Source organism: Sphingobacterium sp. xlx-96 (genome assembly GCF_011007365.1).
Classification (GTDB): domain Bacteria; phylum Bacteroidota; class Bacteroidia; order Sphingobacteriales; family Sphingobacteriaceae; genus Sphingobacterium; species Sphingobacterium luzhongxinii.
The window spans coordinates 61,871-78,299 of the sequence record NZ_WFKM01000016.1 but is presented as its reverse complement, the minus strand read 5'-3'; the positions used below and the strand labels follow the sequence as shown (position 1 = coordinate 78,299).

Annotated in this window: 13 protein-coding genes; 5 read left to right on the top strand and 8 right to left on the bottom strand. The window is 38.7% G+C overall.

Translation table 11 applies throughout. The features are described 5' to 3' along the window. Positions 1–10 precede the first annotated feature (10 nt). Positions 11–1,519, bottom strand: a complete 1,509-nt coding sequence (locus G7B20_RS18675; protein WP_164112942.1) for an amino acid permease — start codon at positions 1,517–1,519, stop codon at positions 11–13. Positions 1,520–1,738: 219 nt separating this feature from the next. On the opposite strand from G7B20_RS18675, the gene G7B20_RS18670 reads away from it, so the two are divergent. Next, positions 1,739–3,595: a DEAD/DEAH box helicase gene (locus tag G7B20_RS18670; protein WP_164112941.1), complete on the top strand. Its 1,857-nt coding sequence runs from the start codon at positions 1,739–1,741 to the stop codon at positions 3,593–3,595. 57 nt (positions 3,596–3,652) lie between these two features. On the opposite strand, the gene G7B20_RS18665 is transcribed toward G7B20_RS18670, so the two are convergent. The 4 genes from G7B20_RS18665 to G7B20_RS18650 form a co-directional block, all read right to left on the bottom strand. Further along, positions 3,653–4,255, bottom strand: coding sequence for an HPP family protein (locus G7B20_RS18665; protein ID WP_164112940.1), 603 nt, complete (start codon positions 4,253–4,255; stop codon positions 3,653–3,655). 108 nt (positions 4,256–4,363) lie between these two features. After that, positions 4,364–5,152: a 23S rRNA (guanosine(2251)-2'-O)-methyltransferase RlmB gene (rlmB, locus tag G7B20_RS18660; protein ID WP_164112939.1), complete on the bottom strand. Its 789-nt coding sequence runs from the start codon at positions 5,150–5,152 to the stop codon at positions 4,364–4,366. A gap of 96 nt (positions 5,153–5,248) precedes the next feature. Further along, a complete protein-coding gene (locus tag G7B20_RS18655) occupies positions 5,249–7,030 on the bottom strand; it encodes a DNA polymerase III subunit gamma/tau (protein ID WP_164112938.1) in 1,782 nt (593 codons plus the stop codon). 32 nt (positions 7,031–7,062) lie between these two features. Then, positions 7,063–7,620 (bottom strand): hypothetical protein, encoded by a 558-nt coding sequence (locus G7B20_RS18650; RefSeq protein WP_164112937.1) that lies wholly within the window; start codon positions 7,618–7,620, stop codon positions 7,063–7,065. 166 nt (positions 7,621–7,786) lie between these two features. Here G7B20_RS18650 and G7B20_RS18645 point away from each other — a divergent pair, with 166 nt between their 5' ends. Beyond that, positions 7,787–8,980: a hypothetical protein gene (locus G7B20_RS18645; RefSeq protein ID WP_164112936.1), complete on the top strand. Its 1,194-nt coding sequence runs from the start codon at positions 7,787–7,789 to the stop codon at positions 8,978–8,980. 28 nt (positions 8,981–9,008) lie between these two features. On the opposite strand, the gene G7B20_RS18640 is transcribed toward G7B20_RS18645, so the two are convergent. Further along, positions 9,009–9,644: a hypothetical protein gene (locus G7B20_RS18640; protein ID WP_164112935.1), complete on the bottom strand. Its 636-nt coding sequence runs from the start codon at positions 9,642–9,644 to the stop codon at positions 9,009–9,011. Positions 9,645–10,213: 569 nt separating this feature from the next. Between G7B20_RS18640 and G7B20_RS19545 the strand changes: the two genes are divergently transcribed. Next, complete coding sequence (locus G7B20_RS19545) at positions 10,214–10,384, top strand: recombinase family protein (protein ID WP_240466037.1); 171 nt, start codon at positions 10,214–10,216, stop codon at positions 10,382–10,384. Between the two features lie 195 nt (positions 10,385–10,579). Next, the gene (locus G7B20_RS18630) at positions 10,580–10,774 is read left to right on the top strand and encodes a DUF6088 family protein (protein ID WP_164112934.1); all 195 of its coding nucleotides are present in this window, start codon (positions 10,580–10,582) and stop codon (positions 10,772–10,774) included. 417 nt (positions 10,775–11,191) lie between these two features. Here the strand turns inward: G7B20_RS18630 and G7B20_RS18625 are convergent, their stop codons facing one another. Further along, on the bottom strand, positions 11,192–12,736 hold the full coding sequence (locus tag G7B20_RS18625) for an MAC/perforin domain-containing protein (protein ID WP_164112933.1): 1,545 nt from the start codon (positions 12,734–12,736) through the stop codon (positions 11,192–11,194). 3 nt (positions 12,737–12,739) lie between these two features. Further along, on the bottom strand, positions 12,740–13,675 hold the full coding sequence (locus G7B20_RS18620; protein WP_164112932.1) for a hypothetical protein: 936 nt from the start codon (positions 13,673–13,675) through the stop codon (positions 12,740–12,742). 1,057 nt (positions 13,676–14,732) lie between these two features. Here G7B20_RS18620 and G7B20_RS18615 point away from each other — a divergent pair. Beyond that, positions 14,733–16,403 (top strand): S8 family serine peptidase, encoded by a 1,671-nt coding sequence (locus tag G7B20_RS18615; RefSeq protein ID WP_164112931.1) that lies wholly within the window; start codon positions 14,733–14,735, stop codon positions 16,401–16,403. Positions 16,404–16,429: the final 26 nt, after the last annotated feature.

The following is a 16,429-nucleotide window of genomic DNA, read 5'->3' as shown; positions in this document are numbered from 1 at the left end:
AAAAAGGGGCTTAGGCCCCTTTTTCTATTTCTTTCCGTAAAACAGAATGCTTCTTACCGTATAAAAAGTACACAGCGACGCCAATCAACATCCAGATACCCAAGCGCTCCCAACTTTCTAACGGCAATGAAGCCATCATCAACACACATACGATTATACCTAAAACTGGGATCAAAGGCACCAATGGTGTTTTGAACGGTCGCTCCACATCTGGATTACGTTTACGCATCACGATAACACCTATACATACAAGGGTAAAAGCGAACAAGGTTCCGATACTCACCATATGCCCTAATTCAGCTACAGGGACAAAACCCGCAAATAGACTAACAAAAACCATAAAAATAAGGTTTGTTTTCCAGGGCGTTTGACGTTTGGAAAGGTCTGAAAACGCCTTTGGCAATAACCCATCTTTACTCATAGAATAAAACACCCTACTCTGTCCTAATAACATCACAAGAATAACGGATGTATATCCAGCAATAATGGTCACAATCATTGCTGTATTTAAAAATGTATACCCTGTTTTGGCGAAAGCCGTTGCTACAGGTTTTGCATCTCCTTTAAAATCTGTATAATGTGCCAAACCCGTCATTACATAAGAAAACAGGACATATAATAATGTACAAATCAATAGCGATCCAATAATCCCGATGGGCATTCCTTTTTTGGGATTTATTGCTTCCTGCGCAGCCGTACTCACCGCATCAAAACCAACAAACGCAAAAAATAAAACTCCAGCCGCACGCAATACCCCTGATATCCCGAAATGGCCAAAATAGCCTTCTTTAAAAAAATCAAAAACTCCTATCTTTCCTTCTTTTAATAGCTCTTCTCCTTCATTCACAGGAATAAAAGGTGTATGATTTGCTGGATCTATAAATTGCCATCCTAATGCTATAAACAACACAACCACCGCTACTTTCAATACCACCAGAATATTATTTACAAAAGAAGACTCTTGTGTACCCCGAATCAAAAGCAAAGACAAAAGACACACGATGATTATTGCTGGCAAATTAACAATACCGCCAGAAAACACAGTTCCGTCCGCCAAGTGATGTTCTACCCAAGGAGAATACAACAATTCATTGGGCAGCGCCATGCCAAATATCTTAAGCAATTCATTAAAATACTGAGACCAACTGGCGGCAACTGTAGCTCCAGCCAACGCATATTCCAGCACAAGATCCCAACCGATAATCCAAGCCATAAACTCTCCCATCGTCGCATAGGAATAAGTATAAGCACTTCCTGCTACCGGAATCATAGAAGCAAACTCAGCGTAGCATAGTCCAGCAAAGGCACAACCAACAGCAGCGATAATAAAAGAAAGCATGACCGCTGGTCCTGCATTTTCTGCAGCAGCAATTCCGGTCAGCGAGAATAAACCTGCTCCTATTATCGCGCCAACCCCCAAAGCGACGAGTCCCGAACTGGATAGTGTTCTTTTTAACGTTCCTTCCCCGCTCTGCTCGGATTCCGCGACCAGCTTGTCTATTGATTTTTTGTACCACATAATTTAGTAAGTTAGTTTAAATGTTAACCCAAACCTAAAAAAAAAATGGCTATTTCCAATACACCTTCATTATTTTAAATTTAACAGGAAGATTCTCTTTTATTGACACAAAAAAGGGCAGTTCATTAAAATACAACCCATTACACACTAGGAATTATCAAATATTAATTGTACCTTTGCAGCGCCTTAGGCAATAGTGCCTATTGTATAATTTATTTCATGAACCCATTTTTAGAACTGGGAATCCGTGAGGAAGTTGTTAATGCCATCTCAGAATTAGGTTTCGAAAAACCTTCTGAAATTCAGGAAAAAGCCATTCCTGTATTATTGACTGGCAACGACGATTTTGTCGGATTAGCCCAAACCGGCACAGGTAAGACAGCGGCATTTGGTCTTCCATTATTAGAGCAATTAGACTTTTCTCAAAAACAACCGCAAGCCTTGGTACTTTGTCCAACGCGTGAGCTCTGTTTACAAATCTCTAAAGATTTAGAAAAATTTGCAAAATACATCGACAATGTACATGTTGTAGCTGTATACGGAGGAGCAAACATCTCTGACCAATTACGTCAGATCAGACGTGGTGTGCAGATTGTAGTAGCGACCCCTGGTCGTATGTTGGATATCATTGGCAGAAATGCAATTGATTTTTCACAAGTAAAATATGTTGTATTGGATGAAGCGGATGAGATGTTGAATATGGGCTTCAAAGAAGACATTAACAACATTTTGTCGGAGACACCAGATGACAAAAAAACATGGTTATTTTCAGCAACCATGCCAAAAGAAGTGCGTCGCATAGCTCAAAACTATATGACCGATCCGGTAGAAATGACTGTCGGAACGAAGAACACAGGTAATGCAAACATTGAGCATCATTACTACCTGATTAGAGCAAAAGATAAATACGCCGCTTTCAAGCGTATCGTAGACTCCAATCCTGAAATCTTCGGTATTGTTTTCTGTCGTACTAAAATCGAGACGCAAGAAATCGCTGAAGCTTTGATCAAAGATGGTTACAATGCGGATTCACTACACGGAGATTTATCTCAACAACAACGTGACAAGGTGATGAAACGTTACCGCGACCGCAGCTTGCAGTTATTGATCGCGACGGATGTTGCTGCTCGTGGTATAGATGTAAACAACATCACTCACGTTATCAACTTCTCTTTACCTGACGAAATAGAAAACTATACACACCGTTCAGGTCGTACAGCTCGTGCAGGAAAGACAGGTATTTCAATCTCTTTGATTAACATCAAAGAACAAAGTAAAATCCGTCAACTTGAGAAAGTGATCGGAAAAACTTTTGAACGTAAACAGGTACCTCAAGGGCCTGAAGTTGTTGAAAAACAACTTTTGACGATCATCAATAAAGTACAGAATGTTGAAGTAAATGAAGCTCAAATCAATCAATTCTTACCTGCTATTATGGAAGGTTTTGAATCGTTATCAAAAGAAGATATCGTAAAAAGATTTGCTTCATTAGAGTTTAATCGATTCCTTGAATACTACAACAATGCACCTGATCTAAACATCGATGCTCGTGAGAGTAGAGATGGAAGAGATCGTGACCGTGGTGAACGTGGAGATCGTGGTTCTCGTACAGGATCAAAAGGATACACCCGTTTATTTATGAACTTAGGTGCTGTTGACGAGTTCTCTCGTGGAGACATGTTAGGATTTATCTGTAACAACGCCAAGATATCTGGAAAATCAATCGGCAAGATTGATATGAAGGGCGTATTTACATTCTTCGAAGTTCAGGATGAAGAGGTAAATAAGGTGTTTGAAGGATTCAAAGCTGTTGATTTCAATGGGCGTCAAGTCCGTATCGAAGTTTCTGGGGATAGCCAATCGGATAGAGGTGGCCGTTCAAGAGGTGGAGATCGTCGCAATAGTGGCAGTAGCTACGGTGGTGGCGAACGCAGAGAGCGCGGAGGTTACGGTGGCGGTGAACGTCGCAGTGGCGGATATGCTGGCGGAAGTGGAAGAGGTGATCGTGGAGGAAACAGCGGTGGAGGATTCCGTGACTTCTCAGGCAAACGTCGTGAATCAAAAGGAAAATACTAATCTTCAAGATTATCGTTAATAAAAAAAGCCTCGTCCAAATGGATGAGGCTTTTTTTATTAACGACTAAAACGTCTTTTTAAATGTTCTCTACGAGACCTCCTTAGACGAGACCCTTTTACTGGATAGTGCCTATTTTTAGTAATATTATTAAACAGTAGCGCAACCAAGAAAAGTACTAAAGCCCCAGCAAATACCGGACACAACACATACCAATATCCTAGAGAAGTTATTTTTGTACCTCCTGAAACGGCAATTAATGCCGTCGCTCCTCCGGGAGGATGCAATGTACGGGTAATCTGCATGAAGACTATAGAAAAAGCTACAGCCAGTGGTGCCGTCAGCCAAATAATATTGGGAACCAATGTAGCCACCGTAACTCCAACTAGCGCTGATACGACATGCCCTCCTATCAAATTCCTTGGCTGGGCCAATGGACTTTGGATCGCTCCATACACCAGCACACTGGATGCGCCAAAAGAACCGATTAAAAAAACATTCTCCAATGAAGAAAGATGCAACGATTGAATATATGAAATAATTCCGATCCCTACAAAAGCGCCTACAAACGACCAGAAATGTTCACGACGGTCGATCAGTGTTTCCCGATACATGACATATCGATATTTTCTAAACTGCCGCTCTATCTTCCTTTTCAACATAAAAAAAACTCAATGTTAGATGGTTGAAAGGTTAAAAGGTTAAAAGGTTAAAAAAATAAACGCTTTAACTACTTAACGATTTCAGTTCTAACTCTTCATTCCTAGTCTCTAACCCCTAGTTCCTAACTCCCTCTGCCGTATTGCTTCATAAATAACTATTGCCGCTGAGACCGAAACATTCAACGAGCCAATCTCCCCAAACATTGGGATCTTAGCAAGCTTATCTGAGATCCGGATTAATTCGTCCGAAACGCCAACATCTTCAGCTCCCATAATAATACAGGTTGGCACACTGTAATCAACATCATACACCGAGTCTTTGGTTTTCTCCGTACTGACTACCAACTGTATGCCTGATTCAATCAAAAAACGTCCGGTCTTACCTAAAGATTCTTGTCTACAGACCGGTATTTTGTATAACGCTCCGGCAGATGTCTTTATCGCATCAGGATTGATTTCAGCTGACCCTTTTTTGGGTACAATAATAGCATGTACACCGGCACATTCTGCTGTCCGGGCAATAGCGCCCATGTTACGAACATCCGTCACACCATCCAACATCAATAATAAGGGTGTCTCTCCTCTTTCGTAAATCTGCGGCAATAAATCTTCAATATTATGATATACTATCGGCGAGATAACAGCGATCACCCCTTGATGGTTCTTTCTAGTAATTCTGTTCAACTTCTCGATAGGAACCTGTTGGTAACCTAACCCATGCTCTTTCAGTATGGATTTCAATTCGAGAAAGAGGCTTCCGCTGATTCCGCGTTGTACAAAAAGAGATTCTATTTCCTTTCCACTGTCAATCGCTTCGATTACCGCACGGATACCAAAAACCATTTGGTTCGTCTCTCTTTTTTCGCCCCTATCGTGACGTTGGAAATTATTTTGCATGTTTTAAATTATCTGAAGATGAACTCGCAAAAGCTCGGTTAAAAAACAAAAATTAAAAACTAAAAAAACATTCATATCGAATGGCAAGAATATTACTTAACTAAGTCCCAGATTAAAAGTCTTCCTCAAGACCTCCAAGGCTGGATTTTTGGCAGCCATTACTTGATATTTTTCTTGAGCAGTGTAAGCTTTACGAATTACGGACTGCTCCAATTGAATGGTCACAATATCCAACGAGAAGTTTTGAAGCTCTGGACGCAGATAATTCAACATATCAATCTTACCTTCACGAAGTTGATCACTTTGAATCGCATTCTCCACATCGATCTCAATAATGTTTCCCTTCAATCTCGGAGGTGTCGACGTCATCAGTGTATAGATTGTAATGCGATTGTTGGTCTTCATTCTTTCAGCCAATTCATTCCATTTTCCAATGAACGTATTAAAATGTACCTCCCTAAATTCCGTTCCCTGCACAAGATCATTCTCCTGCTGCTCGTCAACAACCTTCTCCTCAAAGACCGTATTTAAGTTGGGCACCTCTACAGCAGATTTAAAATTTCCCCAACCCTTTCCTGAGGCAAAACTTTTCTTTTCCTCAACGACAGGCTTAGTTACCGGAATAGATGGTTTGGGAGCCTCCACAGGCGGTGCTGTATTTACCGTTACAGCAATGGGAGGACTAGCCACATTGGCCACCTGCTGTACTGGAGCAGTTACGGACTCAGGTTGTTTTTTTTTTTGATCGACCTGAGTCGATACACCATTTATTCCGAGCTGTATAGCGGCGGCTAGGTGGCACATCTTCAACAGGGCCAATTCTACCTGCAGTCGTTGGTTTTTACTGCTTTTATAACTGATCTCACATTGATTGGCTATGTTCAATGCAGACAACAGCAGTCCCGAACTAAGCGAAGAAGACTGTTCAAGGTATTTCTTTTTAATATTATCGCTTACCTCCAACAATTTTAATGTCTTAGGTTCTTTTGTGATCAATAAATTCCTAAAATGTCCTGATAACCCTGCGATAAAATGTCCACCGTCAAATCCACGGTTTAACACATTATCCAAGATCAATAGCGTTTCAGCGGCGTCCTCTTTAGCTATTGCATCGACGATATTAAAATAATAATCGTAGTCTAGAATATTTAAATTCTCTATGACCGCTTGATAAGTCAGATTACGGTTTGAAAAACTAACAATCTGATCAAACATGGATAGCGCATCACGCAACCCTCCATCCGCCTTTTGAGCAATAACATGAAGACCGTCTATTTCAAAAGTAATATCTTCCTTTGTCGCTATTGACCCCAGATGGCTTGCCATATCATCGACACGGATTCTATTAAAGTCAAAAATCTGACAACGAGACAGAATCGTAGGAAGTATCTTATGCTTCTCTGTCGTAGCCAATATAAAAATAGCATACGAAGGAGGTTCTTCTAATGTTTTTAAGAAAGCATTAAATGCCGCCTGTGATAACATATGAACCTCATCAATGATGTAAATCTTGTATTTACCCGTCTGTGGCGGTATACGTACCTGATCGATCAGGTTACGGATATCATCTACCGAATTATTAGAAGCGGCATCCAGTTCGTGGATGCTAAAAGAAGTACCTCCTGCAAAGGACTTACAGCTTTCACATTCACCACATGCTTCTGTATTGGAGGAGATATTTTCACAGTTTATTGTTTTAGCTAATATACGTGCACAGGTCGTCTTTCCTACTCCTCTAGGACCACAAAACAAAAACGCCTGAGCCAGCTGATTACTATGAATCGCATTCTTTAGCGTATTTGTAATATGCAATTGTCCTACTACAGAGTCGAAGGTAACTGGGCGATATTTACGGGCTGAAACAATGAAATTATCCATTACTGCAAAGATATGGAATTAGAATTGAAAATCTATCTCCAAGGTTTGAAATTCGACGCGACCGGCTTCGTCAAATCAAACTCCACCGAAAATAAGCGATCCGAACCTATGCGCCTCAAATTGTACGTAAATTTCTTAGCATCAATAGTCACCCACCACACATTATACGCCGCATAATCGATAAGCTGTGCCGTCTCGGCATCTGCAGGAAACATTTGCATACCTGCCTGTCCTTCGTTAGGGGCAGTACCTCCATAATAAGTGACTTTATCCGGTGTACCATCGGACATTCTATGGTCATGCTTCAACTCGACACGATTATTACTCCATGAAAATATCCAGGTACGGGATTTATCTTCCCCGACGAAAAAAGGCACTTTCACTTCTCTATCCTCACAACTCATTACTTGCATCAGCAAGCGTTGCCCGGTAAATCCATCTCCATCCTTCCCTCCTGCTACAATAACTCCTTCATAGTATTTACCAAGATGTGGCTTAAAAGCTTCCATAAAAGCTTTAGAATTCGAAGTCTGTGCATTGGCCCAGCTCATTGTTATGCTTATTAGCAGAAATAAGATCCCCTTCTTCATAAAAAATAACGTGGCCTTTACCACTTGTTTAAATAGCTACTACCGCAATATAAGATACTTTTCCGAGTTTCTGTCTTCTAAAATCAAGGCACGGTATTATTTGTCTTAACGGAGTGAAAAATAATATTATTTTTTTATTAACTTTATATTAAGCAAATGTTAGCAAATGAAATCTACGGTTCGCTATATCCTGTTACTCTGCATAGGTCTTACCTATAGCAATGTGCTGTGGGCACAACAACTAGATACGATAGATTTCTTCAAAGAACCATTTGTTTTTGACAAATCAGAAACGCCGCAGATTCAGATTCAAGGAAAGACAACCGAAAAATCTATTCTGGATTTTTACAACGCGATTGATTCAGGCCCCTATACCCGGCTCATCAGTCAATTGGAAGCTTTTAAAACCGAAAAACGCTTAAACGACTGGCTATACTACCAGCTCGTACGAAAAGTATCAGAGTCGATCAGTCCAAAAGCGGACAACTATCACCGATATACTTTATACAAATGGTATCTGATGAACAAGTCGGGCTACGATGCAAGATTGGCCGTAGGCAATGATCAGATTATTTTCTACATTAAAAACAAAGAAGACATATCAGACATCCCTTTCTTTCTGGTAGATGGACAACAGTTTACCTGTCTCAATTATCACGATTATGGTAAGCTTTTCCGGCAATCTGACGCATATAGCCCTGTATCGATCTTCATACCAGGTGCTACCAAAGACTTTAGCTACAAGATAGCCGCTATGCCCGAATTTAAAGATGATTCTTATGCTGTCAAGAATGTAAATTTTCAGTACAAGGACAAAGTATACGAGTTTGATATCAAAGTGAATGACAATATAGCGAGTATTTTCAAAAACTATCCAGGCGTGGACTTCGAAACGTATTTCAATATTCCCCTCACCCAAGTAACTTATCAATCGCTGATACCGGTACTGAAAGAAAATGTAAAAGGAATGAATACGAAAGACGGGGTCGATTACCTAATGCGTTTTACACGATACGCATTTTTGTACGAGAATGACGATATCAACTTCGGTAAAGAAAAACGACTATCTCCAGAACAGACGCTCTTGAACAACTACAGTGATTGTGACGATAGAGCTGCGCTATTTTTCTTTTTGGTAAAAGAGCTATACAACCTTCCTATGGTCGCCATACTGTATCCTACCCACATTACCATGGCAGTACAGTTTGAACAGAAGATAGGGACTGCTATCAAATACGAAGGACAGTATTTTTCCATCTGCGAACCTACCCCTCAAGGACAGAACCTAAATATTGGTGAAGTAGCAGATAAGTATAAGCACGAGAAATACGAGATCGTGTATCATTACAAACCAAGATAAGTTTTCTCTACCAGCACGCTATTTACTTTTAATCTAACTTCCCGAGATATACCGAATCGGACAGCTCGCCGGTATAGCTATTTTCAAAGCCTATATAGACATGCAGCCCCTCGCCACGCCAGTTAAGTAATTCTGATTGTAGGCGATACTCTCCTAGACAGGCAGGTACAATTGTACCCCGCATATCGGCCGACTCTTCCACATTCACTACCACCACATTCAATTTGACCCAATCCTGTAAGTCTTTTACTGGTGTCCAAGTGATATGGAGATGATCATCCATCAACTCCATCTGTGCATTCTCGGGCATGAATAGCGTCCCTCTGAATGGTTTAAACAATTCCGCTCTCACATAAGGCTCATTATTGGCATCGATAGCTATGCAATCTCTCCTCACATGGGATTGCGCTAGGTTAGCCGCATTTTTTGTGGGGTGATCTTTCAGCAAATTCTTATATCCATACTTCACGATCGGAAACAGATAAGTCAGAAAATCATTGGTGACCTTAGTCTTCTTTTGGTTCAGTAATTCGGCCTGACTCGGAGGAGTCTTCCGGGGCTTACGAGCGCCACGAACTACATTTTGTCCGTTCAACATATAAGCGAATACGCTACCAAACTTACCTCGAATAGTCCCGTTGGGGCCATCATTTAGAATTGCCATAGTGTCATTTTGTTGTTTACAGATTTAAAACAAGTTAGTATACTATTGATAACAAGTTATGTCTTAAAATGTTTTTTAATTAGTGTTAATATAGTTTTAATATAGCTATTGGCTATGTAAAGGCTATGCAAACCCTATATTAACACTAGCTAATTGATACCTTAATATATACCCTAATCCCTACAAGGTCTTAACGACATCCCTCGATTGACCAACAAAAAAGCCGTCTCAAAAGACGGCCGCGTCGATGATTATTTTTGTAATTTCACTGCATACAGATACAGCGGCTACTTAAAGCGAATCGTGTTTACCCTCCATGGCCAACTTGCACCACTTTAAGAATAACTTTCACACAGTAGGAGAATCCTTCCCCTCCTTTCTTTCAACTATGGGAGCCCGCAATATCAAGTGTATTATTTCTATTATTTCTAGGCCTTGTTTTACTAAGTTCATGTCAAAAAAACTTACTCAAAAAAAATACTCCTCACGATCAATTATCCAATTTATTGGATAGGTTTAATTTAGACAACTTACGTTTAATTTAAACCAAAACTGAATAATAATTTAAAATGATTTACGGATACATTAGAGTAAGTACAGACAAGCAAACAGCAGAGAATCAACGTTATGAAATCAATAATTTTTGCGAAAGACAAGAGATTTTAGTGAATAAATGGATAGAGGAAACGATTTCAGGAGCCAAGAACGTCGAAAATTGGGTAAACTCCTCAAGAAAATAAAAACAAAGTTAACCGGTCAGGAAAAGAAAAGACAAGAGTTACTCGACAAAAAGGTGTCTTATTCTGCTATCGGCAGAATTTTGAGGGTGCATCGTCTAACCGTATCGTCATTTGTTCTGAATCAAAAATCAAAATCACAACCCATTTTTGTCGCAAATTTTTACTATTTTCACGACAAAATAATCAATATAAATCTTGGAAAGCGTTGATAATAAAACAATTGCAAAGATCAAAAAAGCCAAGAGGGGTTCGCTATTCTTTATCGAAGATTTTCTTAATTTGGGCACTTCTAAAGCCGTATCCAAAGCATTGGAACGATTGGTAGAAAAAGAAGAGTTGTCGCGGGTGTCTCGTGGTATCTATTCCCGGTTAAGATTAAAGCATGAATAGACGGTTTAGCGATCTCTCTTTTTTTTCAAATAACACCAATTTATACATTAGATTATAATACCATTTACATAATTTGGAAAATAATTAGGATTGCACTAGTGTTTTTTTCTTGTAGTTTTTTTAATGCTCTAGGACAAGATCAAACTAGACAGGTTAGAAATATTCAAGCATTAGGAAAGATTGCTGGCTATGTGCAATTTTTCTCTGCTTCAGATGCTGGTCAGACCGTCACAGGGAGCTGGGACTGTATTTATATTAGTGGAGTACTGGCGGTAAAAAACTGTAAGGATGACCAAACATGCCGAATAAAAAGTATATTTCACTCGGCATGCTCTCCCCGTCTAAATGAAAAACCGGAAGGTATTTATTCCAAACTCTAATTGACTTTATAGTTAGATAAGTATCAGATGTTTATTACTAATCAAAAACTAAAGTTTGTTTTACATTTCCCGTAGCCCGATCGTAAATATATAGTTCTACCTTACTTCCTTCAGGATACACCACATAATCATCAACGATCTTACCAACAAAACAGCACTCTTCAAAAGAGGTAACACCAGAGATAGTTTTAGTTGCTTGATACCACGCGTCATCATTCCACATTGCTGGTGGCAACGATGTTATTTGATAACTACTAAAGTTAGGGATTGGTTTGCTAGTCCAAGAGCTGTATTTATATACAACCTTATACCTGAGCGCTGGATTCAAATTCTTCTTTTCAACACCTATTGTTCTAGGTGCTTCCCACTCGGAAAACTTATAAGCATAATCACCAGTATAGGAAGATTCATTATCATATGTAGTACCACCTGTATTTAAGACTACATTATGAGACATAATATAATCTGCTTCATTATGGCTATTATATCCAGCTGCATTTAAAATCTCAAAAGAGGAAAAAGCATAATCATCCAAATTCGGGCTTCCCCATATCTTTGCGAGCAATTTACCATTAGATGCATAAACATAACTGATAAGTCCTAATTTTTCATAAATAAGCTCACGAACTTGTGAAGCTTTATCAGCATTCGGAATTAATTCACTAAGCAAAATAAAACTATCATCGTAAAAACCTATTAATGAACTATTTTCAGTTTTTACAGTGCTAGACCAATTATTAACATCTATATTCGAGGGAGAACCTAGAGTAGAGGAACCAACTATTGAATGTCCTGGGCTTCCTCCAACTGTTTCGTATTTTAAAAGTTGATTGTTCGTGCTATAAGAACTTGAAGAATTCCAGTTTCCTGTAAAATCAACAGTGAACTTAAACAAAAATTGAAAACTAGCCTTTGCCCCCGCTTCGACGTCAGATTTTTTATTACCTGAATTTGATTGGTTGTGATAGCTTGCCGATAATTTTCCTCCTAGTTTCATCTTTTTGAGTACTCCTAAACCATATCTATTTACCAGGTCTTGAGCGGAAAGTGTATTACAATCATTAACAAAATCTTGATCCAAAAAATTAGTCTTGATATCCATGTAATCATCATCTAAAATTTCTAATGTTTTCTTTTCAACCATCATATCTATAGTAGCAAATGAAAATGTTGAAGAGCTAGTCGACGAGTCACCAAATTTTGTACGTAACTCTGAATCAAATAATTTCAGTCCAAATACTTTAACACCTCCATTTACTTTAACAGAAATAGAATGGCTTTTTGTGTATTCATTAAAATCAGATCCACTTCTGCCTTCAAAATACTGCCTATTTGTTATTCGTTCATCTATTTTTGAAGGTCTACTGGTACGCATTTTTCGAACATCTATAACTCTTCTTTTTGCTGCAGTATAAGATGTATAGTCTCCCTGCATATCATAGCCATATCCCAACACATCCAAATCCCCATCTCCTGCGTCGGCATAACGTGGCTGTGTCTCCACTAGGTTACTAAGATCTTTTTTACAACTCACTGTCATTAACAGTATTAAGGCACCTAAGCCTAAAAACTTGATTCTCATACGTTATAATTTTATGTTAATTGATAAAAAACATGTTAACCGACGGCCATTAACACCATTTAATTGGGTCTTTGCAACGTCTCCATTAGAAAAGAATAATAAGTCATATCCTTTCAGAGATTTTTGAAATTGAAATAGTCCTCCGCCTCCAAGTGAAAGGTTTCTACATAGCCTATAAAGAAACCTGACTGAACTTTGAAGTTCACCAGTGTATGTATAATGCATGAAACTATCAGGCTGCTTAAGATCTGCTCTACCTATCCAGTTGGCTTTGGCAATATATCTTGACAGCCTGATATGGTTATCCAAATACACAGAAAACCTCCTTTTGTTATAAATTGTATTTGTTGATTTTCCTTCCAACCCAAACCATGCAGCTCTGTAAAAACTACTTTGACCTATATTCTCATGAAATAGATTCAGCTTTTGAAAAGAAGATGATAATCCCACTAAAAAGTTCCCGCACTCTGTTATAGGATGTAACAGGGACAGTCTACTATAATACCCTGCTTTGCTATCGAAATCTTTTTGATAGCGGATTCCTACCCGATCATCCTCAGCATAATCAATATCAGATGCGATTCCTTTAAAGTTCTTTTCAATAACAATTGAAAAGAGGGGTCTTATTACCTTACTAACTTGCATCGCAATATTTGCCTGCACCCCGTACGACCTAAGATTTCTCCAATTCAACTCTGATAACACATTAGGGTTGTTCTGGTTCCCTGCGATAGACCAATCAAATGAACTCAATGAATACTGATGATTAAGTTCAATTTTTTTTATTAAATTGTTGCTAGGTTTCTTGGCGAGACTAAATTCATATCTTGATGAATCCTGAATACAAAACTCGATACATTCACGACTAACCCCTTGAGAGATCCAATTAAAATAAAATGAAATAGATAAGATTAAAATTAGATGTCTAACAGGCAACATAATTATCCCTTATAGTTAATAGCTTTCTATTCCATCTTAGGTTATAAACATCGGGTACACATCATCTTTCGGCTCAATAGTATCGAAGGCTCAATTTAAGAGACACAATTTTCAGTCAAAATAATAATTGTTGAACACCAATATTCAAAAATGAATACCGCAAACAAAACAGATCTCATATTTATAATTTTAGTTTATCAAAAAAACTATTTTGCAATAAACATATCATTAACTCATAATTATCAATTCGTTAAAAATATTAGAAAAGAAATTAAAGTGGGACTATCGATTACATCTGTTAAGGATGCCTAATTTAAATATTAGTGCGAATAAATCTTCCAAAAGAGATGTAATTTATCTTAATCATGGGATTATTGATATCTATGCAGAATGTCTCCATAAGATGCATGTATTATAAATACATCATCTATCAAACTATCTAGATATTTTGCCCCGAGAAAGCTATATATACGCTCCCTCCTAGGCTGATCCAAAAGAGGTTTGCAATAAAATCTCCCAAAAAGGAAGCTTTTATAAAGATTAAAGACCGATCAGATAAAATTACCTGATCGGTCTTTACATTTACAGTAATTCGTTAATAGATTCCAAAGCCATAAAGTTGATCTCCATAAGAAAAACAACAAGCATATACACGGTTTCTCCTTTTAAAAAATTACCCCTATCCCAATACAAACTTGAAAACTGAGCGGTCACCATATCCAGCGTAGCTCAAGATATCTAAAAGACATATATTATACCTATACAGGATAAGACCGTTGTAAAAGAGAAGTCATACAGGAAAATGTCAGCATATTTCTAACTGTGAACTAACAAGACAGATCAATATCGACAAGTAATGCTATCGGCGAATATAAAGTGCGATCTTCATATCGGACAAACCTCAATATTACGGGATGGACAGGTTCTTTTTTTAGTGACTGTTTAACTTAAACATATGATAACCTTGATAAAACGATAACAACACATTGATCAAATATTTTTACAAGCGAATACTTATAAATATACCTTTAGACATTATCGTTATTCAATTATAAATATGCAAAGAATTTTATGGGGCCTAGTCACAAATATTATTTTGCTGACACTAACTATATCTTGTAAAAAAGATACTCCAAAACAATTAGAACCTCTCCCAGATGCGATAGAAATCCTTCCCAATGAGCTGAGTATACAGCAAAGTTATCTTACGGGAGCACAGTTACAGCTATCACAGCACGGAAAGATCCTCGACCCCTCGTTGTTTGATTGGTCTTCGGTCGACGAACGGATCGCTACCGTGAGTAAAGAAGGTTGGGTGAAAGGATTGTGGGCCGGAGAAACGGTCGTCATAGCCAAATCGCGTGATGGTAAAGGTGAGACTAGATGTAAGGTAACGGTATGGGACAAGAAACTCTACAAATTCCGAATAACGCTCAGAGACAAAGGAAAATCTAACTATAATATAGGACGGCCTACAGAGTTTCTTTCAAAGCGATCGATTGAGCGAAGGGATCGACAAGGGATTTCAATTACAGAGACTGATCTACCTATTTCGCCAGACTATTTGAAACAACTGGAGCAGATCGGCGGTGTCGTAGTAGCGAAAAGTAAATGGTTGAACACCGTAGTTGTCCATTGCAACGATGTCCTCCTGATGGATAGGTACCGTAAACTTACGTTTGTGAAGGATGTGGAAGTGGTCTGGAGCCAATATAGCGAGAAGAATTTGCCTACTAGCGTACACACATCTACGGGACCTATCATACAGCAGAATACGGAATCATATTCTTTTGATCAAGAGAAATATATGGCATCCTGGAATAATATTGTATTGAATAATGGCGGCGTATTACATCAAAAGGGGTTTAAGGGGGACAAAATCTCCATTGGTGTTATTGATGGAGGGTATGAAAAACTTGATATAAATCCATTATTTTCAAACAGCAAGATCAAGGAAGTCAAATCATTCATCTTTGAACAACCTGATCCCTACCTATTGGATAAGCACGGTGTTAATGTAGCAAGTTTGATGGCAGTTAACAAGCCTTCTGTATATATTGGTACCGCACCAGAGGCTGATTATTGGCTATTCAGCACAGATGATAAGGCTACAGAATTTCGGGTGGAAGAGGATTACTTGGTGAATGCATTGGAATACGCAGATAGCGCTGGTGTCAGTCTAGTAAATATATCGCTAAGTTATGACTATTTTGAAAGTTCTAACGAGGAATATACCTTTGAGGATACGGATGGAAAGACAGCCATATCTAGTCGTGCAGTAGATATAGCTTTTGAAAAAGGAATATTTATAGTCACCTCGGCCGGAAATAAATCAAGATGGGTATCTCCACCTTCTGATGCACGCTCTATATTAGCGGTGGGTGCGGTCAGCCATAACTCCGCAATAGCTGGATTCTCCTCTTTTGGTTTGACAAAAGACGGGCGTATCAAACCTGAGGTGGTATCTCTTGGAACACCAGTTTATCTTGTCGAGCCTGATGGAAGTATATCTACCGATCGCTATGGGACTTCTTTTAGTACTCCAATTATGACGGGATTGATCGCTTGCTTGTGGCAAGCGTACCCAGAATTAAACAATAGGGAGTTGTATGACGTGATACTGAAATCTGCCGACAGATATTCTTTACCAATCCTTCCTTATGGGCATGGAATACCTGATATGCAATACGCTATGCTCCTAGCAAAACAGATTGTTGACAAAAAATAAGAAAAAAGAGATAGTCGATTTACCTA